This is a genomic window from Streptomyces sp. NPDC057694 (assembly GCF_042799415.1).
Lineage (GTDB): Bacteria > Actinomycetota > Actinomycetes > Streptomycetales > Streptomycetaceae > Streptomyces.
Map to the genome: position 1 here is coordinate 342,853 of NZ_JBHVIX010000005.1, position 23,261 is coordinate 366,113.

Sequence of the window (23,261 nt, forward strand, 5' to 3'; positions counted from 1 at the left end):
TGCTCGTGCGGGTGTTGAGGGCCCGGAGTGCGCCGGTTACTCGCGCTCGTCGGCCGTCGTGCGGCGGCGCCTCGTGAAGAGGATCCCGCCACCGATGACCACCAGGGCGACGACCACGATGGCGATCACCACTCCGGTCGAGCCGGACGAGTCCGAACTCCCGCTGTCGGAGGACGACACCGGCTCGGCCGACCACCAGCTCCAGTAACCGTCCTGGCCGTAGATGTTGCCCGCGGCGGTCGGCATGGTCTCGATGGACTTGATCTGGTCGGTGCGGTAGGCCTCGACGGCGTTCGGATACGCCATGACGTTCATGTACCCAGAGTCGTACAGCCACGACTCCATCTGCTTGACGTAGTCCGCGCGCTTGGCCGGGTCGTACTCGGCGAGCTGCTTCGCGTACAGGCCGTCGAACTTCTTGTCGCAGATGAAGTTGTCGGTCGTCGCGGTCTCCTTCGCCTTCGTCGGCAGGGCCGCGCAGGTGTGGATGCCGAGCACGAAGTCCGGGTCGGGGTTGACCGACCAGCCGTCGAAGGCGAGGTCGTACTCACCGGCATACCAGGGGACCGAGACGTCGTCGAGGCAGTCGACCTTCAGACCGATGCCGATCTTGCCCCACCACTCCTTGAGGTACTTGCCGACGGCCTTGTCGTTCGGGTCGGTGGCGTGGCACAGGATGCGCAGGTCAAGGGCCTTGCCGTCCTTGCCGACGCGCTTGCCGTCCTTCAGCTTGTAGCCGGCCTCGTCGAGCAGCTTGCCCGCCGCGTCGGGGTCGTAGGACAGCTTCTGGCTGTCCGACGGCGACCAGAAGTAGTCCTTGAAGCGCGGCGGGATGTACCCCTCGCCCTGCACGGCGTGGCCCTGGAAGACCCGGTCGACGATGGTCTTGGTGTCGACCGAGCGGAACAGCGCCTGGCGGACCTTCTGGTTCAGCAGCGCCGGGTTGCCGTCGCCGAACTTCTTGCCGTCCTTGGTCTGGGCGCCGGGGTTGGTGGCGATCGCGTAGAAGCGGCGGCCGGGACCCTCGTTGACCTTGATGTTCTTCTCGCCCTTGAGCGACGCCGCCTGGGCGGGCGTCAGGGCGGGCGAACCGGCGACGAAGGAGACCTCGCCCTTGCGCAGGGCGGCGACCGCCGCGTCCTGGTCCTTGTACGTCTTGAAGACGATGTCGTCGAACTGCGGCTTGTCCGACTTGCGCCAGAAGTCGGGGTTGCGCTTCAGCTTCACGTACTGGTCGGTCTTGTAGTCCGTGAGGGTGAACGGCCCGTTGCCGACGATCGGGAACTTCTCGTCGTTGTTGAACTTCGAGTAGTCCTTGACGTCCTTCCAGACGTGCTCGGGCACGATCGGGACGTCCAGGGCGGTCATCGTCGCCTGGGGCTTCTTCAGCTTGATGACCAGCTGGGTGTCGCTGGGCGCGGTGACCTTCTCGAAGTTGGTGACGAACGAGCCGTTGGCGGTCGCCGCCGCGTCGTCCGTCATCATCTTGTTGAACGTGAAGGCCGCGTCGTGCGCGGTGGCCTTCTGGCCGTCCGACCACGTGGAATTCGAGCGGATCGTGTACGTCCAGGTCAGCTTGTCCGCCGAGGGCTTCCACTTGGTCGCGAAGCCCGCGACGACGTGGTTGTCCTTCGGGTCGTAGTTGGTCAGGTACTCGTACATCAGCCGGTGGATGCTGGTACTGACCAGGCGCGACGCCAGGAACGGGCTGAGCGAGTCGACGCTCTGCGCGAGCGCGACGGTGAGGACCTTCTTGCCGCCGTCGTCGGCCGCCTTCGCCTCGTGGGGCGTCGGGTTGAGCGGCGTGGCGAGGGCCGCGGTGAGACTGAAGGCCGCGGCGCCGGCCGCGAGGAGAACCCGCACGCCGCTGCGGTTCGTTCTGTGGTGCTGATCGTGCGTATCTCGCTGAGCTTTCGTGGCCATGGGGCGGACACCTCGCGTCGTGACTCTCACAGCAGGCTGAATGAAGTGAGTGTCTATCAGCGGCTCTTGACGTGCGTCAACGGCAGGTGAACCCCATGTGGCCTGCGGAAATAACGAGTTGACCTGCATTTCACGCACATTGGTCAAGACCTCTGACGCATTGCAGGCCAGCGCGTGGCGACGTAGCGGACGTATCCGCGTGATGTACGTGAAAGGCCCGCACCGGCAAGGGTGCGGGCCTTTCACGGAGTTGGCGAAATTGTTGCTACTGCTGAGGCGGGGGTGGCTGCGGGGGCCACTGGGCGGAGGGCGCGGGCGGACCGGGGTAGGGCTGCTGCTGGGGGTAGCCCTGCTGGGGGTGGGGCTGGGGATACGGAGGCTGCCCCTGCTGCGGGGGTTGCTGCGGGGGCTGCTGCTGGGGTTGCGGCTGGCCCGGCATCGGCTGGGCGGCCGGCTCCTGCTGTGCCGCCCACGGGTTGGCCTGTTGCTGACCCCGGGAGAAGCCCTCGGCGACCAGCGCGGAGAGCTCGAAGTACGCCTCCCGCACCTTGGGCCGCATCATGTCGAGGTCGACCTCGGCGCCGGCCGCCAGGTGCTCGTCGAAGGGGATGACGACCACGCCGCGGCAGCGCGTCTCGAAGTGGCTGACGATGTCGTCCACCTTGATCATCTTGCCGGTCTCGCGGACCCCGGAGATGACGGTGAGCGAGCGCGAGACGAGCTCGGAGTACCCGTGCGCCGACAGCCAGTCGAGCGTCGTGCTGGCGCTGGACGCGCCGTCGACCGACGGCGTCGAGATGATGATCAACTGGTCGGCAAGGTCGAGCACTCCGCGCATCGCCGAGTAGAGGAGGCCGGTGCCCGAGTCGGTCAGGATGATCGGGTACTGCTTGCCCAGTACGTCGATGGCGCGGCGGTAGTCCTCGTCCTGGAACGTCGTCGAGACGGCCGGGTCCACGTCGTTGGCGATGATCTCCAGACCGGACGGGGCCTGCGAGGTGAACTGCCGGATGTCCATGTACGAGTGAAGGTTCGGGATCGCCTGCACCAGGTCGCGGATGGTCGCCCCGGTCTCGCGGCGCACACGGCGGCCGAGCGTGCCGGCGTCCGGGTTGGCGTCGATCGCGAGGATCTTGTCCTGGCGCTCCGCGGCGAGGGTCGAGCCGAGCGCCGTGGTCGTGGTCGTCTTGCCGACACCGCCCTTGAGGCTGATCACCGCGATGCGGTAGCAGGACATGACCGGGGTGCGGATCAGGTCGAGCTTGCGCTGCCGCTCGGCCTCCTCCTTCTTCGCACCGATCTTGAAGCGGCTCCCCGCCGTGCTGGGGGCCTTGCTCTTGGCCTTCTGCCGCTTGTTGTTGAGCAGCCGGTCCGCCGACAGCTCCACGGCGGCCGTGTAGCCGAGCGGGGCGCCGCCGACGTTCGTGGGCTGACGCTGATCGTGCTGCATCGGCTGCGGCCAGGCCGCGCCGGTCCGGGGGTCCACGGGGTAGGGCTGCGGGGGGTTTTCGCCGGGTGCGCCGGGTGCGCCGGGTGCGCCCGGGGTGGGCGGGCCGGGGCTCGGCTGAGGCGGCGCCGGGGGCGGTCCGGCGTGCGAGGGGTAGGGCTGGCCCGGAGCCGGTTGCGGGGGCGGGAAGCCGTAGCCCGGCTGGGGCTGGGGCTGGGGCTGGGGTTGCGGGGTTGCCTGCGGGGGGTGGGGCTGGGCCGGTGGCTGCGGGAAGCCGTAACCGGGCTGCGGGACAGCCAGGTCGGGGGTCGCGGGGCCGGGCTGGCCGGGGAAGGGGTACGACTGCGCGGGCTGGGGGAAGCCGTAACCGCCTTGCGGCGCGGGAGGGTTGGGCGCTGCTGGGGTCTGCTCCGGCTGGGCCGGGGGCTGGGCCTGGCTCTGCTGCGGGAAGCCGTAGCCGCCCTGAGACTGCGGGGCCGCGGCCGGGGGCTGCGCGGGCCAGCCGGCCGGGGCGGGCGGCGGCTCCGGTGGCTGCTGCTGCGACGGCTGTCCGCCGGGCGCGGGGTCGGTCCACTGCGGCGCGGGGTTCGGCGCGGCCGGCTGGAACGTGGGCGGCAGCGGTGGAACCGCGCTGTCCGGCGCGGGCGGGGGAGTCCAGCCCGCGGGGGCGCTGTTCGCTGCCGGAGGCGGCGCGACATCGGGCTCCGCAGCGGGAGGGGAGGCAGGCGCGAAAGGAGCGGACGGGGCGGGAGGATCAGCAGGCGCGGGGGCGGATCCGCCCGTACCGTCGGCGGCCCCCGCGCTCGCCGAGGTGCCGCTCCTGTCGAACTCCACGTGCACCCGGTGGGCGTCGACCCAGGAAAGCTCCGACTGTGCGGCAGCGCCCTCGGCGGTGTCCGCGCCAGGACTCTCCTGCGACGGCGACCTCTCCTGCGACGGCGACGCGGGCTCCTCCGGCGCGGAGAACTCCTGCTGCGGCGGCCCCGCGGAGAACCGCATGGTGGCCCCGCTCTCCAAGTCCCCACTCGGGGCTTCGGGTTCCGGCGCGGGCAGCGGCGGGGGCGGCGGCGGAGGCGGGATGGCGGACGCCGGGGCCACCGGGACCTCGGGCGTCACCGGGAACCCAGGTGCCGCCGGAGTCACCGGGGCCGCCGGGGCCGCTGGAGTCACCGGAGCCGCTGGGGCTGCGGGAGCCGCCGGGGCCGCGGGAGCAGGCGGAGGCGGCGGCGGAGGAGGCGCGGGCGCCCCGGTCGGCGCGGCGCCCTCCGGCGCGTTCTGCGTGTACCAGGGCGGCGGGGCGTAGTCGATGGTGAACTCGCCGGTCCGCTCGACACTGGACTGCGCGTCGGACTGATCGTCGACGGGTGAGTCCGAGCCCCCGTGGAGACCGTCCCGATCGCTGTTCACAATGCCTCCTGGTGTGGTCGAGCACCCGCGTAGTGTGCTGGGGCGACCGGTCTGCGTGGTCTGGTCATCGCTCCACGGGCCGTCCCCCTGGCCCCTGGCACACGCCTCACCCGCACACGGATGTACGTGACACGTCCTGACCCAGCCTAATCACGAAAACCAGCAGTACGGCAGGCCTGCCCACCCCTCACCGCTGTCCGCTGCGTCACGTGGACCCGCAACCGCCCGGTCCGGCGCGGTCCTTGGCGTGCCGGGTGTGGTGCCCGTGGTCCCGAGGATGCCCCTGTGGCCACTGAGGCGCCGTCGACTAAAATCGCCGGACCGTGCCCACGGGCGGGGGCATCGGCAGGTCGACGGGGGGAGGGCATGCGCATGCATGCGCCAGGACACGCACCACAGGCCGCGGGCCCCGGCCCGGGTCCGGGCCCGTCCGCGTACGGCAGCGGACAAACCGGCCGGCCACCGAGCCCGGACACGTACGGCAGCGGGCAGACCGGCCGGCCACCGAGCCCGACCGGACCGTTCGTCGTCGTGACGCGCCTCGACGGCTCCGGGACCGGCCACCCCGCCGTCCCCGAGCGACGCCACATCGCCCGTACCCCCGACGGCGACCGCACCGTCCTGCTCAGCACCCCGCACCCGGGGACCGACCCGCACCGGTTCCTGGCCGAGGCCGACGCCTCCCGGTATCTGCTGGGGCCCGCCGCGTTCCCGGCCGTGGAACTGTCCGCGCCCGGGGAGCCCTCCTGGTGCGCCCGCCCCTACCTGCCGCTGCTGCCACTGCCCACCGCGCTCACCGTGTACGGCGGCCCCCTGCCGGAACCCACCGTCCGCGCCCTCGGCGTCGCCCTCGCCGAGACCCTCTCCGTGATGCACGGCCAGGGCCTGGTGCACGCCGGAGTGTCACCCGCCGCCGTGCTGATCGGCTTCGACGGCCCGCGGCTCGGCTGCTACGGAGCCGTGCGCGCCGCCGGACCCGGACTGACCGGTGTCGACCGCGGCGCGCTGGCGCCCGAGCAGGCGAGCGGCGGGATGCCCCGGCCGATGGGCGATGTGTACGGGCTCGGCGCCACCCTCGCGTACGCCGCCACCGGCCATGTCGCGCCGGAACGCTCGGAGCTGCCGGAGGGCCTGCGTTCCGTCGTCGTGCGAAGCCTGTCGAGGGACCCCGCACACCGGCCCCAACTTGCGGAGATCCTCGACGTGTTGGTACCGCCGGGCGCCCTGGCTCCCCAGCAGGGGTTCGGCGCCCCCGACCGCTCCGGCGCCCTCCTCGTGCCCGGCTGGCTGCCCGGCCGCCTCGTCGCGGCCCTCGCCCACCAGGCCGCCTGCGTACTCGACGCGGAGACCGAACCACCGGCGCCGGCCGCTCCCGTCCCGGCGGCCCACCCCACCCCGTACGCCTCCTGACCCCACCTCCCCGCGACCTGCTGCCCCCACCGACAGACGACGAGACCGGCGCCCATGCCCACCGCACTGACCCACGACGACCCCGTCCACCTCGGCCCGTACCGTCTCGTCGCCCGTCTCGGCAGTGGCGGCATGGGGACCGTGTACATGGCACGGTCGGCCGGTGGCCGCACCCTGGCCGTCAAGACGATGCACGCCGCGATCGCCGCGGACCCGGCCGCGCGGACCCGCTTCCGGCTGGAGATCGACGCCGCGCGGGTGATCGGCGGCCGTTTCGGGGCGAAGGTCGCGGACGCCGACCCGTCCGCGCAGACGCCTTGGCTGGCCACCGAGTACGTGCTCGGACCGCCCCTCGACGAAGCGGTCGGGGCCGCCGGTCCGCTGCCCGAACAGGCCGTACGGGTGCTGGGCGCGGCCCTGTGCGGCGCGCTGGCGCAGCTCCACCGCAGCGACGTCGTCCACCGCGACCTCAAGCCGTCCAACATCCTCCTCACCGCGTACGGCCCCAAGGTCATCGACTTCGGCATCGCGCGCGCCATCGGCGACATCCACCTCACCCACACCGGTTCGGCCGTCGGCACACCCGCGTTCATGTCGCCGGAGCAGGCGACCGGGCAGGAGCACACCGCGGCCGGTGACGTGTTCGCCCTCGCGGGCGTCCTCGTGCACGCGGCGCGGGGGAGCGGCCCGTTCGGCAACGGACAGCCCGCCGATCTCCTCTACCGGGTGCGCTACGGGGAGCCGGACTTCGCCGGAGTGCCCGCCGCTCTGATCCCCGTACTGGCGCAGTGTCTGCACAAAGACCCCGCGCAGCGGCCGTCCACCGGTCTGCTGGCCGCTCAACTGCACGACGGAAGCGGCGAGTTCGCGGAGCAGCTGCCGCCCGCGCTGCTCGGCGAGATCGGGCGGCGGGCCGTCACGGTGTGGCAGCCCGTACCACCGCGGGCGGCCCCGCCGCAGGCTCTGATCGACACGACGCCGGTGTCGGCCGCGCCGCGCCGCTCCGGGCCGTCGCGGCGCGGCTTCCTGCTGGGCGGCGGCGCCGTGGTGGCGGCCGCGGCGGCGGGCGGCGGTGTGTGGTGGTGGCGTGCGTCGACGGGCGACCAGGACGGGACGAAGGCCGCCGACGGCCCCGAGCAGACGCGCAACATCGATCCTCTCTGGACGAACGAGCAGATCAACTTCCGGATGGACGGCTGGGGCCTGCCCGTGCCCTACGCGGCCGAGAGCGCGATCCAGCTCCCGTTCCGGGCGACGATCATGCGCTTCGACCCGAAGTCGGGCCGACGCACCGAAGACATCCAGTCCGACGGGTGCCCGTGGCAGGCCGAGGTGCTGAACGGCAAGCTGTATCTGCTCGGCTCGCACTGGGGCAGCGGGACGAAATATCCGCCGGCCGGTATCTCCTGGTGGGACAAGAAGCAGCACTACGTGAACCCGACGAAGGCGGTCGCCGACGGCACCAACGCCGTTCTCGACGGGAACCAACTCCTGTGCATCTCCGGCATGGTGGCCTACGTCGCCGTGGGCACCGGCAAGAACTCGTACAACGGCTTCCTGGACACCCAGCGCTTCACGCTGCGCGCCCTCGACATCAAGGCGGGCAAACAGCTGTGGTCCAAGCCGCTGCCGGTCCGCCCCGACAAGAGCCAGCGGCTGCACTTCCTCTCCGCGAAGGTCGTCGGCGACCGTCTGGTGACGCTCCAGGAGACCGGGGCCAAGACCGTGCGCGTCGTCGTACGGGACATCAGGACCGGTGACGTCGTCTGGGACGAGCCCTACGGCACGATCGACGACACCCAGGTTCTGCAATGCCCCCTCGCCGTCGGCGACGGAAGGATTTACCTGGGCGGGAACCGCGTCCGCGCGCTGCGGCTCACCGACGGCGAACAGGAATGGGCGACGAAGACGGGCCACACGTACAGTGCGCCCGCGTTCGCGTCCGGTGTCGTGTACGCGGTCGGCGAGGGCGTCGGCCTCGCCGCCTTCGCCGCGGACGGCGGCGCCAGGAAATGGGCCGAGCGGACCAGCGAGGTGAGCGAGGCGTCGACGGCATGGGCGCCCGTCCTCAGCAAGCGGTACGGCTACTACCGCAACGGCAATCTGCTCTGCGCGATCGACCTGAAGACGCACCGGATCGCCCGCACCTACAAGGCGTCCGCGAGCCGGTTCTACGTCGACACCCCCGACCAACTCCTGCTCGGGATGGGGGAGAAGACCCTGAGCGCGTATCCCCTGAAGTGAGCCGCCGTACCGCTGAAGCGAGAAGCCGAACCGCATCGCGTCCGCGCCCCGCGGCCACCTCCTGCGAGAAGGATCGACCATGAACCCCCTCGGCACCGGCGACCCCCTTCGCCTCGGCCCCTACCGCCTGTCCGGCGTCCTCGGCGAGGGCGGCATGGGCAAGGTGTACGTCGGCCAGGACGCGTCCGGCACCCTCGCCGCCGTGAAGGTGCTGAAGCCTGAACTCGCGCACGACACGAACCTCGCGCAGCGGTTCGTCCGCGAGGCGCAGGCGGCCCAGGCCGTACACAGCCCGGGAGTCGCCGCCGTGCTCGGCGCGTGGACGGAGGGCGGCCGCCCCTGGATCGCCACCGAGTTCCTGGCCGGGCTCACCCTGGACCAGGCCGTCGACGGCTTCGGCCCGCTGCCGGAACCCGCCGTGCGCGCCCTGGCCGCGTCGCTCGCCCGCACTCTCGTCGACATCCACGCGGCGGGCTTCGTCCACCGGGACCTCAAGCCGCCGAACATCGTCCTGACGTCGGGCGGCCCGCGCGTCATCGACTTCGGTATCGCCCGGCCCGAGCACGGGCTCACGCTCACCACCACCGGCCAGGTGCCGGTCACACCCGGCTACGGCGCGCCGGAGCAGGTCCTCGGACAGCGGGTGGCGCCGCCCGCCGACGTGTTCTCGCTGGGCGCCGTCCTCGTCTACGCGGCGACCGGACGGCGCGCCTTCGACGGCGGGCACGTGGCCGCGGTGCAGTACGCGGTCGTGCACGACGAGCCCCAACTGACGGGAATCCCAGCGGACTTGGCAGCGCTCATCGCGCCGTGCCTCGCCAAGGACCCGGCGCGGCGTCCGACGCCCCCGCAGATCACGCAGGCCATGGCACCGCCCAAGGGCGCCGAACAGGCATGGCGGCGCGGCGCGTTCGCCGACGCCATCAAGAAGCGCGAGCGCGGTGCCCGTGAGCTGACCACCCAGGCCACCGGGATCCCGGGCGCCCCGGGGACGGACCTGGGCCCGTCGGTCGGGCGGCGCCGCCTGCTCACGGGGCTCGCCGCGGGCGGCGTGGTCGTGGCGGCGGCCGGCGGGGCGGGCGCCTGGTGGCTCGCCGGCCGCGGATCCGGCGGGAGCGAGGCGAAGCCGCCGGTGAAGAACGACCCCTTCGACATCCCGCCCGCCGCGCGCACCCCCGAGCAGGCCTTCGAGAAGAACATCGGCGGCACCTCGGTCACCCTCGGGCAGCCGTCCGTCGTCTGGAACCTGAAGGACGAGGCGGACGTCTACTCGCCGGCCCTGCTCCCCGTACGTGACGTGCTCGTCGTGGGCACGGCGCGCGGCGGCGTCGGGGCGTACGACGTCCGCACCGGCGACCTGCGCTGGCACGCGCCGTCCGCCCGCCCCAAGGCCAACTACCTGTCCCTGTCGGACCGGCTCGTGGCCTGCGCCGACGACAAGGGGGCCCTGCGCACGTACGTCGCCTCGACGGGCGTCCCCAAGTGGACCTGCGTGGACGCCGACGCGGAGTCACTGCTCGCCGCCGACGACGAGGCCGTGTACTGCGTCACCAAGAGCGGCAGACTCCGCAGCATCGGACGGGCCGACGCGAAGGTCCGGTGGACCGTCCGGGCGCCCGCCGAGTTCCGCGACCAGGGCCTGATGATGACGTCCGTCGCGGCCCGCGGACGGCTCGTGACGGCGACGAACAACGCGAAGCTGCTGGTCATCGACACCAGCGACGGCAGCGTCGCCTGGACCAGGACCGCCACCGCGAAGATCGACGTGTCCCCGGCCGTCGTCGGCGACATCGTCTACGTCAACGGCCAGACGCTGGAAGCCCGCAGACTCGGCGACGGCAAGGTCGTCTGGAGCGCGAAGATCAAGGAACCCAAGTACGAGGGCACGTACTGGGGACCGCCCACCGTCCGCGACGGCGCGGTCTACGTCTGCGGCGGCGACTTCCCCCGACGCCTCGACGCGCGCGACGGCACCGAGAAGTGGAAGAGCTACTGGACAGCGGACCAGAACTGGCCGGTGCTGCCCCAGGGCCACGGCGCCTGGTCGCTCGACACCGACACCTCGATCAAGGTCGCCAAGAAGCTGAACCTGAACACCGTGCGGGCCTCCGACGGCGAACGCACCTGGTCCTACGACTTGCCCTTGGCGGACAACCAGCAGATCGCGGCGGACGGCAACCGGGTGTTCGTGATGGTGGACAGCGACCTGTACGCGTTCACGGTCTTCTGACCGGGGGAGGGCGGCGCGGCGGGTGGTCAGTAGCTCGGGGGCCCACTTTGTTGGTGGTTGGGGTACGGCGGTTGTTGCGGTTGCGGCTGCGGCTGTGGCTGTGGCTGTGGCTGCGGATAAGGCTGCTGCTGATATGACGGTTGTTGGTAGGGCGCCGCCTGGTGGGGTGCTTGCTGGTAGGGCTGTTGTGGATATGGCTGTTGTTGATGAGGCTGGGGATAGGGCGGCTGATACGGGGCCGGGGGCCCGCCCCATCCGGCCGGCCCGTCGGGACCGCCGCTGTTGCTCTTCTTGCGGGTGGCGAGGACGACGACCAGCACGATGACGACGAGGGCGCCGACGCCGCCGATGCCGGCGTAGAGCATCGTGTTGTCCGAACTGTCACCAGAGGCTGCTGCTGCACCGCCGCCGACGGGTGGGGCGCTGCTGCCGCCGTCGGGCTCGGGAAGGGAGCTGAGGCCCTTCCAGGGGCCGTTGGCACCGCCCTTGGGGATGTCGGCGGTGAGGGCCTTGAGCGGGCTCAGGTCGCCGTAGCCGTGGTAGGCGTCGGGGAGCTTGGTCTTGTCGACGCCCTTGGCGATGTACGTGGATTTGATGACGCGGTTGACGAGCTGGCCGGAGGTGTAGTCCGGGAACTTCTGCTTGAGGAGGGCGAAGGTGCCGGAGGCGATGGCGGCGGACATCGAGGTGCCGTCGGTGGTGAGGTAGTCGCCCTTGATGGTGTTGTTGCCGGCGTCCAGGTAGTCGCCGTTGGCGGTGGCGACGGTGATGCTCTTCGCGGGAGCGGTGAACATGAGGGCCTTCGAGTAACTCTCGTCCTCCCAGCGGGTGCCGTTCTGCTTCGAACCACCCACCAGAAGGGCGCCGGGGACGGAGCCGAGGTCGCTATTCGTCGGTGTTCCGTCGTTTCCGGACGCTTGGACGATGACGACGTTGTGGGCAACTGCGTCGGCGATGCCCTGCTTGTCCTCCGCCGTGGCGTAACCACCGCCGTTGGAGATGTTGATGACATCAGCGCCCTCGTCGACGGCGTATCGAATCGCCTCGCCGTACGTGCAAGCGCTCTGATGGGTGGCGCCGACGGGCCCTCCCTCGTCCTGGTAGATGTCCACGGGGAGGATCTTCGCGTCGGGGGCGATCCCCAGCATGCCCTGACTGTTCCCGGGGCCATGACCGTGACCGGCGATCAGCGAGGCCATGCCCGTGCCGTGATCGTCGAGGACCTCCTGGTTGGCGGGCCGGCCGTCGTTGCAGCGCTCACCCGGGAGCACGCTGCCCGTCAGGTCGGCATGGTTGCCGTCCACTCCGTCGTCGAGTACGGCGACGATGACGCCCTTGCCCGTGGCGATCTTGTGGGTGGCGTCGAGGGTGAAGGCCTTGTTCTGCCACTGGCTGTTTCTGGTGGCGTCCGCCGAGGCGGCCGTCGCGGTGCCGAGCACGAGGGCCCCCACCATCGCCGCGCCGCCCACCGAGCGGAGCGTCGTCTGCGCGAAGCGCATGCTCCGACACCTCTCTGGATCCATTTCTGAATCCATTTTGAACGGGCAAGGGCCCGGACTCCCGCCGTGCCGGCGACAGCCCAGGCCCTCGATGTCCTGTCCTGCGGGCGCTGCCTACGTGTCGAGCCCGCCGTTGTGCGGCGCCGGCTCCAGGTCGAACTCGCCGTCGCGCGCGCCGAGCACGAACGCCGTCCACTCCGCCTCGGTGTACCGCAGCACGGTCTCGGGCTCCAGCGACGAACGCATCGCCACCGCGCCGTCCGGCAGATACGCGATCTCCACGCGTTCTTCGTGCTGCTCGGTGCCGGGCGCGCTGTGCCACTCGACGCCGGAGATGTCGAGCGCGTAGAGCTCGTTCTTCTCGCGCTCCTTGCGGGCCTTCATCTCCTCCGGCGTTTCCTTCGGCGCCTCGCCATTCGTCCCCACGCCGCATCAGCCCTTTCCGTCGCCTTGCGGTAAACGCGGCCAGCTTAACGGGAGTTGACCAGCTGTGACGGCCGATGACTCAGGGCGGTGGCCGCGCGCATCATCCTTCGAAGGTGAGTTCCCAGCCGCTGCTGACGAGAGTCTCCACGGCACGCCGCAGGGCGGGGTACTCAGAGCCTCCTGGACACCATGGCGTCCAGTATGCCGAGACTCTCAGATCAAGCTCTCCATACTCCTGTGCGATCCAGCATTCCAAGGGCGCCTCCGCCATGGACGGCGAGCTGGGCCCGGCGGCCCACCTCGCCCCCTCGCGAATCTCGACAGGGGTGCGCACGATTCCCCGTCCGACCTGAACCGGCAGCTTTCCGCCGTCGAGCGGAATATCGGCGGGCAGCCGGACGGCGCATGCGTGGACCCCCATGCTCCTCCAGCCCACACGGGATTGGCTCATGTCGCGATCGCTTCCGCGCAGGGATTCGGCAACGAAGGCGAGGCAGTTGGACAGGTCGAGGGTCGGGGACCGGCGCATCCGCTGGTTCTTCGCGCGAGGTCGGATGCGGAGTTCGGGCGGAAGCCTCTCGGCATGGAGCGCCCACTCGGAATCGGGTCCGACTGCCGGATCGTCCAGAGGGAAGCCGAACTCTTCGTTCAGGTAGGCCGTCGTGACTTCCAGCGTCAGCGGCAACGCATCGACAGCGGCATAGAGGTCGAGGAGCGCGGCCAACGCGACGTGCGCCGAAACGGGTTGCGCGGCGGCCACGGCGTCGATGTCGTACGCGAGAGCGATGGAGTGGCCCGGGAAGTCCCGCATACGGACCGGGGCGGGGGTGGCGTCTGCGGTCATCGCGTTCCTTGCCAGCCCTTCTCGCCGAACGTGAAGTGGGCCGAAACTCCGGTGAAGGCGCGAGGCCCGTGACCAGTCGACTGGTCACGGGCCTCACCGTATTGCCTCGGAGATGCAGCGCGGCGCGATCAGTAGCTCGGCGGACCGCTCTGCTGCTGGCTGCCGTACGGGCCGGGGGCCGGCGGGGGCTGTTGGCCGTAGGGCTGCTGTTGGTAAGGCTGCTGCTGATACGGCTGCTGCGGGGCACCGGGGCCGCCCCAACCGGCGGGTCCGCCGGGGCCGCCAGGGCCGCCCGGGCCACCGCGGTTGTTCTTCTTGCGAGTGGCCAGGACGACGATCACCACGATGACGATCAGAACACCGGCACCGATGCCGACGTAGAGCATCGTGTTCGAGCTGTCGTCGTCACTGTTGTCGGAGGCGGTTGCGCCGGTGGCGGGGGAGGAGGGCTCGGCGCTGTTGTCGGCTCCGGCCTTGGGGAGGGAGCTGAGGTCCTTCCACGGGCCGTTCTCGCCGCCCTTGGGGATGTCCGCGGTCAGGGCCTTGAGCGGGCTGAGGTCGCCGTAGCCGTGGTACTTGTCAGGAAGGCTCGCTTTGTCGACGCCCTTGGCGATGTACGTGGATTTGATGACGCGGTTGACGAGCTGGCCGGAGGTGTAGTCCGGGAACTTCTGCTTGAGGAGGGCGAAGGTGCCGGAGGCGATGGCGGCGGACATCGAGGTGCCGCTGGTGGTGAGGTAGTCGCCCTTGATGTTCTTCTGGGCGGCGTCCTGGTAGTCGCCGTTGGCGGTCGCGACCGTGATGTCCTTCGCGGGAGCGGTGAACATCAGGGTCTTGGAGTAGTTCTCGTCCTCCCAGGGGGTGCCGTTCTGGTTCGAGCCGCCTACCAGGACGCCGCCAGGGGCTGAGCCGAGGTCGCCGTTGTTGACCGTTCCGTCATTTCCGGACGACTGGACGACGACGACATTGTGGGCAGCGGCGTAGGCGATGGCCTTCTGGTCGTCCACGGTGGCGGAACCGCTGCTGGTGGAGATGCTGATGACATCAGCGCCTTGGCCGACTGCGTAGCGAATCGCCTTGCCGTACGTGCACGCACTCGGTTGCTCGTCCTCGATCGACCCTCCCTCGACCTTGAAGACGTCCACGGGAAGGATCTTCGCGTCCGGGGCGATCCCCAGCATGCCCTGACTGTTGCCAGGGCCATGGCCGTGGGCGGCGATCAGCGAGGCCATGCCCGTGCCGTGGTCGTCGAGGACTTCCTGGTTGGCAGGCTGGCCGTCTTTGCAGCGGTAGCCCGGCAGCACGCTGCCTTCCAGGTCGGGGTGCGTGCCGTCCACCCCGTCGTCGAGTACGGCGACAGTGACGCCTTTGCCGGTGGCGACCTTGTGGGTGGCGTCGAGGTCGAATGCCTTGTTCTGCCACTGGCCGTCACGTGTCGCGTCCGCCGAGGCGGCCGTAGCGGTGCCGAGCACGAGGGCTCCCACCATCGCCGCGCCGCCCATTGCGCGGAGCGTCGTTTGCGTGAAGCGCATGCTCAGACACCTTTCTGGATTCATTGCCTGCTGTCGGACGTGAGGCCCGCGACCAAAGGGTCACGGGCCTCACGAAGGCTAACCGGTCACTCGATGACGGGCGGGTTTACCTTGCGCTGCTTCGGCGTCCAGGTCTCTTCGTCCTCGTACAGGTAGTCGGGACGACGGCTGTTGTTTCCGCCCTCGCCACGTTGCTTCCCCGCACCGCGTCCGCCGGCTCCGCCGGGGCCCATGCCGTTGCGGCCGTTCTGGCCCTTGGCACCGGCGCCGGCTCCTGTGCCGCTCGCGCTGCTGCCGCGGTTGCGAAGCCCCGTGCCGCCGGGGGTGAAAGCGCCGCCGGTCTTGCCCTTGGCCGCACCGACCACGCCACCCTTGGCACGTGCCGAGGCGCCTGTCCTGCCCGCGCCACCGGCGCCCTTGCCTGCGCCCGCGCCGCCGGCGCCGCCGCCCATGCCGCCCATGCCGCGTCCGGCGCCCGTGCGACCGGCCGCACCACCCGCGCGTCCGGCACCGGCTCCGCCTGCCGCGCGTCCGGCCCCTGCCGCGCCACCCGCCATACCACCGGCCAGACCGCCGGCCAGGCCACCGGCACCGAGGCCCGCTCCCGCACCGCCGCCGATGCCGCCACCGGCTCCACCGCCGATTCCGCCACCGGCTCCGAGACCTGCACCGGCTCCGGCTCCGATCCCGCCACCGGCTCCGCCGCCGAGACCCGAACCGGCGCTGTCGAGGCCCGTGTTGATCTGGGAGCCTCCGCCGCCGATTCCGCCACCGGATCCGCCGCCGAACGGGTTCGACCCGGATGCGGGCATCGTCGAAATGCTGGAGTCGTGCGTGGGCATGGTCGAAATGTTGGGCGAGTTCACGCCGCCCAGGCCTCCGCCGCCGATACCGGTGCCCACCGAGCCCGCGCCGATGCCGGTACCACCGGCGATGCCCGGATTGGTGCCGCCGGAGCCGGGAACGCTCACATCGCCGGGCCCACGACCGACATCGCTCGGCGGGGCTTGGTAGTCACGGTCCTGGTCGCTGGCTTCGAGCTGCTGCGTGTTCGACTGGTAGTTGTTCCCCAGCTGCTCCATGAGGATCGAAGCCTTGAGCCCCGCCTCCCGGCGAGCCCCCATGCTGTCGCCCCACTTGTCGATGACGGCCTGGGTGTCCATGCCGCTCGCGAGGTCGCCCTCGATGCTGCTCTGAGCGTTCTGGATCCTGTTCATCGCCTGGTACTGGGCGTATGCGCCACCCACAGGGTTGGCGAGCATGGCGGCGAACTCGGCTCCGGACATGTTGCTGAACATGTCCGTGGCGGAGTCCCACGCCTCGTCCCACCAGCTGACGTCGATGCTGCCGACCTGGTCCTGGATCTTGTACAGGCTGTCCGCGGAGTTCTCCATCGCCTTCGAGGTGAACTGCGCGCGGTTACCGCCAGTGGCCATTTCCTGGCTGATCTTGGCGGCCTCCGCCTGGAACTTCGCCGCGGACGAACCCTTCCAGCTCTCCAGAACCTTCTGCACGGCGCTGTCGAACCGCTGCTTGATGCCGCCGCTGCCGTCGGAACCCACGAGTTGATCGTGGACGTCCACCCAGTTCTGTGAGACCTCCATGACCGCCTGCGGCCTGGCGTCCGCGACCATGTCCTTCAGGCTGTCGAGGTCGTGTGAGTTGAACTTGGTTTTCGCGCTGGCACCCGGAACGCCGCCCGAACTGCCGTCTGCCGGAATCATCTCCTCGTCCCCCTTCAGGAGTTGCGGTCAGCAACGCCGGTGTCAGTGATCGTGTTCTCGGCCTCGGCGTCCTGGTACACGCCATGCGCCTTCTGCGCCTTCTTGCCGAACTTGTCGACCAGGGCTTCGATCTTGTCGATCATTTCAGTCTGGATCTTGGACTTCATGTTCTCGTGCGCGTTGTACAGATCCTGCGCCTCCGAGAAGTTCTTCCCCAATGCCCCGTCCGGCACGTCGGTGCCGTACTTGGCCTTCTGCTTCGGCCCATCCATGTCCGCCAGGACCTGATTGAGCTCCTTGACCACCTGGTCCAGCGCGTCGAGATCGACCTCGTACCCGTCAGCCATCTCCGGCTGTCCTCCCCGTTAACGTCAACGACCCACACTCGGCGCCCACTTACGCCCACTGCATGTGCATGCCTTGACGTACAGGGTGCCCTGGTTTACTAGCCCCTTACAAGTTTCCTCACAAACCGCTCACAGCACTCGCGTGCTCCCGGCGGTGCCCGGAGTCACCTCACAGCACGTCGGCCCCGTGCTTGCGCAGCCAGTCGCGGCGCGCCATGGCCCCCGCGGAGATCACGCCGACCAGCAGACCGCCCCCGATCACCAGGTACGTCCCGTAACGGGCGTTGCGTTCCGCCGGGGTCTCCCCGAGCGTCAGCTTCGCGGCGATGATCTTCTCTTTGTCGCTGTTGTTCGCCGTCGCCGCGCCCTCGAGATCGGCGTTGGTGATCTGCCTGGTCGGCACGGTGTCGTCCTTGACGGCGGTCATCGGGTCGATGACACCCCAGCCGATGTTCTTGTCGTGGTAGGGGTGCGTGCGCGCCGCCGTCTTCTCCAGGTGCCAGATGATCTGGGCCGGCGACCAGTCGGGGTGCTTCTGCTTGAGCAGAGCCGCCACCCCGGCCGCGTACGGCGCCGAGAACGACGTTCCCTGATCGACGCACTGGCCGCTGACCGGGACCGTCGAGACCATGTCGACGCCGGGGGCCGCGATGTCCACGTGCTCGTTCGAGCTGGAGAACGAGGCGCGTTCGTTGTTGCGGTCCGAGGCCGCGACGGACAGGACGTTGGAGTTGTCCAGAGCCGCCGGGTACGTATTGGACGGCTTGCCGCTCGCACCGTCGTTGCCGGCCGAGGCGACGATGAGGATGTTTTTGCTCTCCGCCTCGTCCACCACCGCTTGCAGGGTGGGGAGCTGGGACTCTTCGGCCGTCGTGCCCTGCGAGATGTTGATGATGCCGACCTTGGCCTGGATGGCTGCCTTGATGGCGTTGACCATGGTCGCCAGATTGCCGCCCTCCTCCGCCGTGCTGGTCTGGAGGGGGAGGATCTTGGCCTTCGGCGCCATGCCGTGGAAACCGGTACCGGGGAAGGCGTCGGCGGCCGCGATGATGCCGGCCACCTTCGTGCCGTGACCGACGCCGTCGCTCGTGGCGCTGGACTTCGCGAACGACTTCCCGGGCAGGACCTTGCCCGCCAGCTGCGGGTTCTCCTTGTCGACGCCGGTGTCGATGACTGCGACGGTCACGCCGGCACCCTTGAGGGCCTTGCCCTCCCACAGCTGCTTGGTGATGACGCGCTGCAGGGACCACGGCGTGCCCTCGATGACCTTGCCGCCGAACTGGCAGTCCGTACTGGCCAGTTGGGTGCCGGGGTCGTCGTCGGCGAGGGCCGGGGTCGTGGTCAGTACGGCCAGCGCCGCGGTGGCCGCCAGCACCGCGGCCGGACGGCGTACGGCCGCGACCGACGGCCTGGAAGTCATGGAAGGCACGGTGGCTGTCCCCCTAGGAATTCTGCGTCTGCTGGGCGGCCGCGGTCGTCAGGTTCGGCCCGGACGGCAGGAGCTTCGACCACTGCGAGGGCACCGTGACCTTCTGCGCGGACTCGTAGCCGAGGCGGATCTTCGCCTTGTTGACCTCTGACTGGTCATCGCCCGACTTGTCGTCGCCCGAGTCGTTGTTGACGGGCAGGTAGTAGCGCAGTCCCGTGTCGGTGACCAGGTAGTTGAAGCCGGTGTCCGAGCTGCCTTCCTTCTCCTGGTAGAGCAGGCCGCTGCCCGGGCTCACGTACGAGGACGCGCTCGCCGCGATCGACTTGACGGGCAGGGACGTGCCGGCCCAGGTGGTCAGATCGGTCGTACTGTTGCCGCCGCCGTAGACGGAGCAGGAGGTGTCCGTCTGCCCGCCGTTGGCGAGCGAGACGGCCTGGGTGGGCCAGAGTTCGCCGCCCGCCAGCTTTCCCGTCGTGTCGGGCCCGATGTCGGTCTGGTTGACCGTCGTGATGTGCGAGTTGGCGATCGTCTCCCTGAGCAGAGCCGTCTGGAACCCCGTGATGGGGATGAGCCGGTCCTGCTCGACCAGGTAGTGCTGACCGTTGCGGGTCCGCAGCAGCGTGCCCGTGGTGCGGTACTTGGCGGGCACGCCGTCCGCCTGCGACGTCTGTCCGTCGTTCGCCACGGACGGCATCGCGATCGCCTGCTGACCGTCCCTGAGCGTGCTCAGCCATTCGTCCGTGACGGTGCGCGGCTCGGCGCCGTCACCGAAGAGCGTGCGGATCAGCGAGGCGAGGTCTCCGCCGTTGCTCGCCCTGAGCTCGTACCTGACGCCGTGGCTGCTCACCAGGTACGGCTTGCCTTTCTTGTCCTGCACGTACAGCGCCTGGTCACCCGCCAGCTTGCCGGAGCCCTTGTCGGTGACCTTCTTCGCGTCCTTGGTGTTGAGGACGAGGACGGTCTGCTGCACGGACGCGCTGTCCTTGCTGTCGCGGATCCCCTTCTGGCACAGCGCCCACACCTTCGACGTACCCGCGTCCTTGACGTTCGGCAGCCGGTCGGGGGCGTAGGGAATTCCCACCATCGAACCCTGAGCGATATTGGACTCGTCGAGGAATTTTTCCTTGACGGTCTTCACAGAACCTTCTTTGGTCTTTTTCGGATCCAACAGAAGTTTCGCCGAAGCGAGGTTCAGGACCGGGTGCAGGACAGGAATGTCCTTGCCGGTCTTCTTGTCCTTTTCGCCTGAGTTGAGGACGACGTACCGGGTCGCGGACGGATCCGTGACGATGATCCCGGCCTCCGGGGTGTCCCACCCCTTCGGTGCCACAGGGCTCAGCATGCCGCAGGCCCCGAACCCCGCCAGGATCACCACACTCATCACGATGCCGGAGATCGCGTGCTTGAGCGGTCGCGGGGCCGACTCCACCGAGCCGTTGGGGAGCGGCTTCAGGAAAGAGGCAACTGTCCGCTTCCGTGAGAAGTTGTAGGCATTCAGCTCATCACGACGTGACGCCATCGTTACGTAATCTCCCCGTTCTTGCTGGACCGTACTGGTACTTACCTGGGTCCACTTCTCGACCACCCCCGGCGCACGCGCCGCACGGGCCTCTACTATGCCGTGTGACGATCGACCCGTGGCGTACGGGTATCAATTTTCAGCGCGCCAGTGAAACTTAGGGCCCGCAGGCCAGTCCGACCGGCGCCACCGCCGGACCGGGCGAGCCACCACAGCAGCGAGCGAAGGAGCAGGGCGGGGGATGTCCAGCGCCAGCAGGACCCGACAGCGCGGCAATCAGGGGCGACCGACCCCGGCCGGGCGCCGTGGAGCGGGAAGGCCCCAGCAGGGCCGCCCGCCCACCCGGCGCGGCGGCCGCACCACACCACCGACGCAGCCCGAGGCGGCCGTGCGCCAGCCGGCGGGACCGGTGCGTCCCAAGCTGCCGCGCAAGGCGGGCAGCTTCGGGCCGGTCAGCGCCCACCATCTGCTCATCATCCAGATCGCCCTCGCGCTCGTCGTGGCGGCAGCGGCGATCAGCCCCATCCTGATGGTGCCCGCCGCCGTCGTCGGCGGGCTGCTCGTGTTCTTCAACCTGGGCCGTCGCAGACGCCACCCGCTGCCCGAGTGGATGGCGATCGGCCGCGCCCTCAAGCGCCGCCGCCGCACCTTCACCGGCCCGCCGCCCGCGGAGGTCGACAGCTCCTTCGCGCCGCTGCTCGAAGCGGACCCGGCGCTGCGCACGCACGAATACGAGTCCCGCGACCGGCGCCTGGTCGGCTTCGTCGGTGACGGCACGTTCCTGACCACCCTCGTCCAGGTCGACTCCGCGCCCGGTCCGCTGCGGCCGACGAGCGACGCACGGCCGCTGCCGGTCGAACTGCTCGCCGACTCCCTGGACGTCGAGGACATCCACCTCGAATCGGTGCAGCTGGTCCAGTACACCCAGCCCGCTCCGGCCCCGCACCTGCCTCCGCAGGCGCTCGCCGCACAGGCGTACGCGGCCGTCCAGGCGCAGACGGGCGCCCCCGCGGTGCGGTTGACCTGGGTGGCGCTGAAGCTCGACCCCACACTCTGCCCCGAGGCCGTCGAGGCCCGCGGCGGCGGGGTGCGTGGCGCCCAGCGCGCGCTCCTGCGCGCCTCGGACCAGCTGATCAGCCGGCTCAACGGACTCGGCTTCCGCGCCGAGGCCCTCGACGAGACCGGCATCATCTCCGCGCTGTCCACGGCCGCCTGCGTCAACCCGCGCGCCAACCTCAACGCCCATTCGCGTGGCGGCAGTTCGGGCCCGCGCACCGAGGAGAGCGTGCGGGCCTGGCGGTGCGACGACCGCTGGCACGCCTCGTACTGGATCGGTACGTGGCCGCAGCTCGGCCACGGCGCGACCCCCCTCGGCGCGCTCACCGGTGGCCTGTCCACCACCCGCACCATGGCCACCACCGTCTCCCTCGCCGTCTCGGGCGCCGGCCGAGACGAGGTCGCCCTCAGCGGGCACGTCCGGCTGTCGGCCCGCAGCGAGAACGAGCTGGACCAGGCCAAGCGCGAGCTCGAACGCTCCTCCTCCGCTCTCAAGGCCGGCCTCGTCCGCCTCGACCGGGAACAGCTGCCCGGCCTCCTTGCCACCCTTCCCCTCGGAGGCACGCACTGATGAGCACCCCCGAAAACCGTGATCCCCGGGACCCGGGCGGGCAGATGACCCCCGAGGAGTACGCCGAGCAGCAGCGGCGCGCCGCGGAGGCCGCCGAGCGGCGCCGGCAGTGGGAGGCCCAGCAGGCGGCCCAGCAGGCGGCCGCCCAGCAGCAGGGCGGGTACGGGTATCCGCAGCAACAGCAGCAGGCCCACCAGCAACAGCAGCCGCAGCAACAGCTCACCCCGGAGCAGCAGGCCGCTCAGCAACAGGCGGTCCAGCAGCAGGCCGCCGAACAGCAGCGCCGCGCGGCCGAGGCCGAGATGCGGCGCCAGCAGTGGGAGGCGCAACAGGCGGCGGAGCAGCAGGCCGCCGCGCAACAAGCGGCCCAGCAGGCAGCTCAGCAACAGGCAGCCGCCCAGCAAGCGGCTCAGCAACAAGCCGCCGCGCAGCAAGCAGCCCAGCAACAGGCCGCCGCCGAACAGGCTGCCGCCCAGCAGGCCGCGGCCCAGCAAGCGGCCGCGCAGCAGCAGGCTGCCAATGCTCAGTACGCCGATGAACAGCGCCAGTTGCGAGCCCGCTACCAGGAGGAGCAGCGCCGCGCCGAGGAGGCCGAGGCGCGCCGCCGGCAGTGGGAGGACCAGCAGCGGCAGCAGCAGGCGGGGGCCCAGCAGCAGGGCGGGTACGGGTATCCGCAACAGCAGCCGCAGCCCCAACAGGGCCAGCCCCAGGCCGCGTTCCAGGGTGGCGTCCCCGCGCAGGGCGACTTCTCCGGCGGTGCGGGGCATGTGCAGCAGCAGCCGGCGCCGGAGCCCGTCGCCGCCACCACCATGACGTACGCCCCGGCGCCCGAGGTCGGCTCCGGCCGGCCCACGCACCGGGCGCTGCCCGACGAGCCCGAGGCGAACGACGACGACTTCGCGGAGTTCGAGGAGGAGTTCAGCCACGCCGGCTACGGCCTGCGCGGCCCGCGCCGCCGTCGGCACGTCCTGCCGAAGAAGTCGCTCGGCTCGCTCGGCGTGAACGTCGGCGACGACGGTGTCGTCATCGGCGTCGACCCGCAGGGCATGCCCGCCGTCCTCGACGTGCTGCGGCCCAAGCCGCTCGAAGTGGTCGTCGTCGGTTCGATGTGGACCGCGCAGATCATCGCGCTGCGCACCGCGGCCGTCGGTGCCCGCATCGCCGTCGAGTCGGTGCGCCCCCAGGCGTGGGCCCCGATGGCCCAGGCCGCGGGCGGCGGACTGCAGTGCGTCGCGGTGTACGAGCCGAACCAGCTCGCCGCGCAGGGCGCCTCGGTCGCCAGCCCCGTCCTCGTCGTACGCGACCTGGGCGCCCAGCCCGGACGGTCCCAACTCGCCCCGATGCCCTGGCAGTCGACGCTCACCGTGGTGCCGTTCCTCGGCCCGCGCGCGCCGCGGCTGCTCACCCGCGCCGACGTGATCGGCCTGCAGAGCGTCTCCCCTCAGGAGGCCGAGGTCATCGGGCGGGTGCTGCGGCTGCCCGAGCAGCTCACCCAGACACTGCCGACGCTCAGCGACGCCACGATGCTGTGGATCGCCGGCGGCAAGCACCAGTACGTGATGGTGCAGCCGACGGATCCGGAGACCGGTCTGCTCGGCAGTCCGCGCCGCATGGACTGACGCCCGAACCCTGCGCCCGGTCCCACCCGGGGGC

Annotated in this window: 15 protein-coding genes; 5 read left to right on the forward strand and 10 right to left on the reverse strand. The window is 70.5% G+C overall.

The window, feature by feature from the left end; all coding sequences use genetic code 11:
• Positions 1–36: 36 nt before the first annotated feature.
• Together ACFVDP_RS15820 and ACFVDP_RS15825 are read right to left on the reverse strand one after the other, a co-directional pair.
• The gene (locus ACFVDP_RS15820) at positions 37–1,923 is read right to left on the reverse strand and encodes an ABC transporter substrate-binding protein (protein ID WP_383489322.1); all 1,887 of its coding nucleotides are present in this window, start codon (positions 1,921–1,923) and stop codon (positions 37–39) included.
• 265 nt (positions 1,924–2,188) lie between these two features.
• A complete protein-coding gene (locus ACFVDP_RS15825; protein ID WP_383489325.1) occupies positions 2,189–4,777 on the reverse strand; it encodes an SCO5717 family growth-regulating ATPase in 2,589 nt (862 codons plus the stop codon).
• A gap of 372 nt (positions 4,778–5,149) precedes the next feature.
• On the opposite strand from ACFVDP_RS15825, the gene ACFVDP_RS15830 reads away from it, so the two are divergent.
• The 3 genes from ACFVDP_RS15830 to ACFVDP_RS15840 all read left to right on the forward strand — a co-directional run bounded on the left by ACFVDP_RS15830 (position 5,150) and on the right by ACFVDP_RS15840 (position 10,661).
• Complete coding sequence (locus ACFVDP_RS15830) at positions 5,150–6,187, forward strand: serine/threonine protein kinase (RefSeq protein ID WP_383489328.1); 1,038 nt, start codon at positions 5,150–5,152, stop codon at positions 6,185–6,187.
• A gap of 54 nt (positions 6,188–6,241) precedes the next feature.
• Positions 6,242–8,431, forward strand: coding sequence for a protein kinase (locus ACFVDP_RS15835; RefSeq protein ID WP_383489331.1), 2,190 nt, complete (start codon positions 6,242–6,244; stop codon positions 8,429–8,431).
• Positions 8,432–8,510: 79 nt separating this feature from the next.
• On the forward strand, positions 8,511–10,661 hold the full coding sequence (locus tag ACFVDP_RS15840) for a PQQ-binding-like beta-propeller repeat protein (RefSeq protein WP_383489334.1): 2,151 nt from the start codon (positions 8,511–8,513) through the stop codon (positions 10,659–10,661).
• 26 nt (positions 10,662–10,687) lie between these two features.
• Here the strand turns inward: ACFVDP_RS15840 and ACFVDP_RS15845 are convergent, their stop codons facing one another.
• The 8 genes from ACFVDP_RS15845 to eccB form a co-directional block, all read right to left on the reverse strand.
• Positions 10,688–12,160 carry a S8 family serine peptidase gene (locus ACFVDP_RS15845; protein WP_383489337.1) on the reverse strand — a complete coding sequence of 491 codons (1,473 nt, stop codon included), beginning with the start codon at positions 12,158–12,160 and terminating at the stop codon, positions 10,688–10,690.
• Between the two features lie 114 nt (positions 12,161–12,274).
• Positions 12,275–12,544 carry a DUF397 domain-containing protein gene (locus ACFVDP_RS15850; RefSeq protein WP_383489567.1) on the reverse strand — a complete coding sequence of 90 codons (270 nt, stop codon included), beginning with the start codon at positions 12,542–12,544 and terminating at the stop codon, positions 12,275–12,277.
• 142 nt (positions 12,545–12,686) lie between these two features.
• Entirely contained in the window at positions 12,687–13,430 is a 744-nt protein-coding gene (locus tag ACFVDP_RS15855; RefSeq protein WP_383489340.1) for a hypothetical protein, read from the reverse strand.
• 128 nt (positions 13,431–13,558) lie between these two features.
• Positions 13,559–14,962 (reverse strand): S8 family serine peptidase, encoded by a 1,404-nt coding sequence (locus tag ACFVDP_RS15860; RefSeq protein ID WP_383489343.1) that lies wholly within the window; start codon positions 14,960–14,962, stop codon positions 13,559–13,561.
• 86 nt (positions 14,963–15,048) lie between these two features.
• The gene (locus ACFVDP_RS15865; RefSeq protein WP_383489346.1) at positions 15,049–16,686 is read right to left on the reverse strand and encodes a hypothetical protein; all 1,638 of its coding nucleotides are present in this window, start codon (positions 16,684–16,686) and stop codon (positions 15,049–15,051) included.
• A 14-nt stretch (positions 16,687–16,700) separates the two neighbouring features.
• Positions 16,701–17,033 (reverse strand): hypothetical protein, encoded by a 333-nt coding sequence (locus ACFVDP_RS15870; protein ID WP_383489349.1) that lies wholly within the window; start codon positions 17,031–17,033, stop codon positions 16,701–16,703.
• Between the two features lie 169 nt (positions 17,034–17,202).
• Complete coding sequence (locus ACFVDP_RS15875) at positions 17,203–18,453, reverse strand: S8 family serine peptidase (protein ID WP_383489352.1); 1,251 nt, start codon at positions 18,451–18,453, stop codon at positions 17,203–17,205.
• Between the two features lie 22 nt (positions 18,454–18,475).
• Complete coding sequence (gene eccB / locus ACFVDP_RS15880; protein ID WP_383489355.1) at positions 18,476–19,981, reverse strand: type VII secretion protein EccB; 1,506 nt, start codon at positions 19,979–19,981, stop codon at positions 18,476–18,478.
• 241 nt (positions 19,982–20,222) lie between these two features.
• On the opposite strand from eccB, the gene eccE reads away from it, so the two are divergent.
• Together eccE and ACFVDP_RS15890 are read left to right on the forward strand one after the other, a co-directional pair.
• On the forward strand, positions 20,223–21,608 hold the full coding sequence (gene eccE / locus ACFVDP_RS15885) for a type VII secretion protein EccE (RefSeq protein ID WP_383489358.1): 1,386 nt from the start codon (positions 20,223–20,225) through the stop codon (positions 21,606–21,608).
• Complete coding sequence (locus ACFVDP_RS15890) at positions 21,608–23,227, forward strand: hypothetical protein (RefSeq protein ID WP_383489361.1); 1,620 nt, start codon at positions 21,608–21,610, stop codon at positions 23,225–23,227. Before eccE ends, ACFVDP_RS15890 begins: the two co-directional genes overlap by 1 nt.
• Positions 23,228–23,261 lie beyond the last annotated feature (34 nt).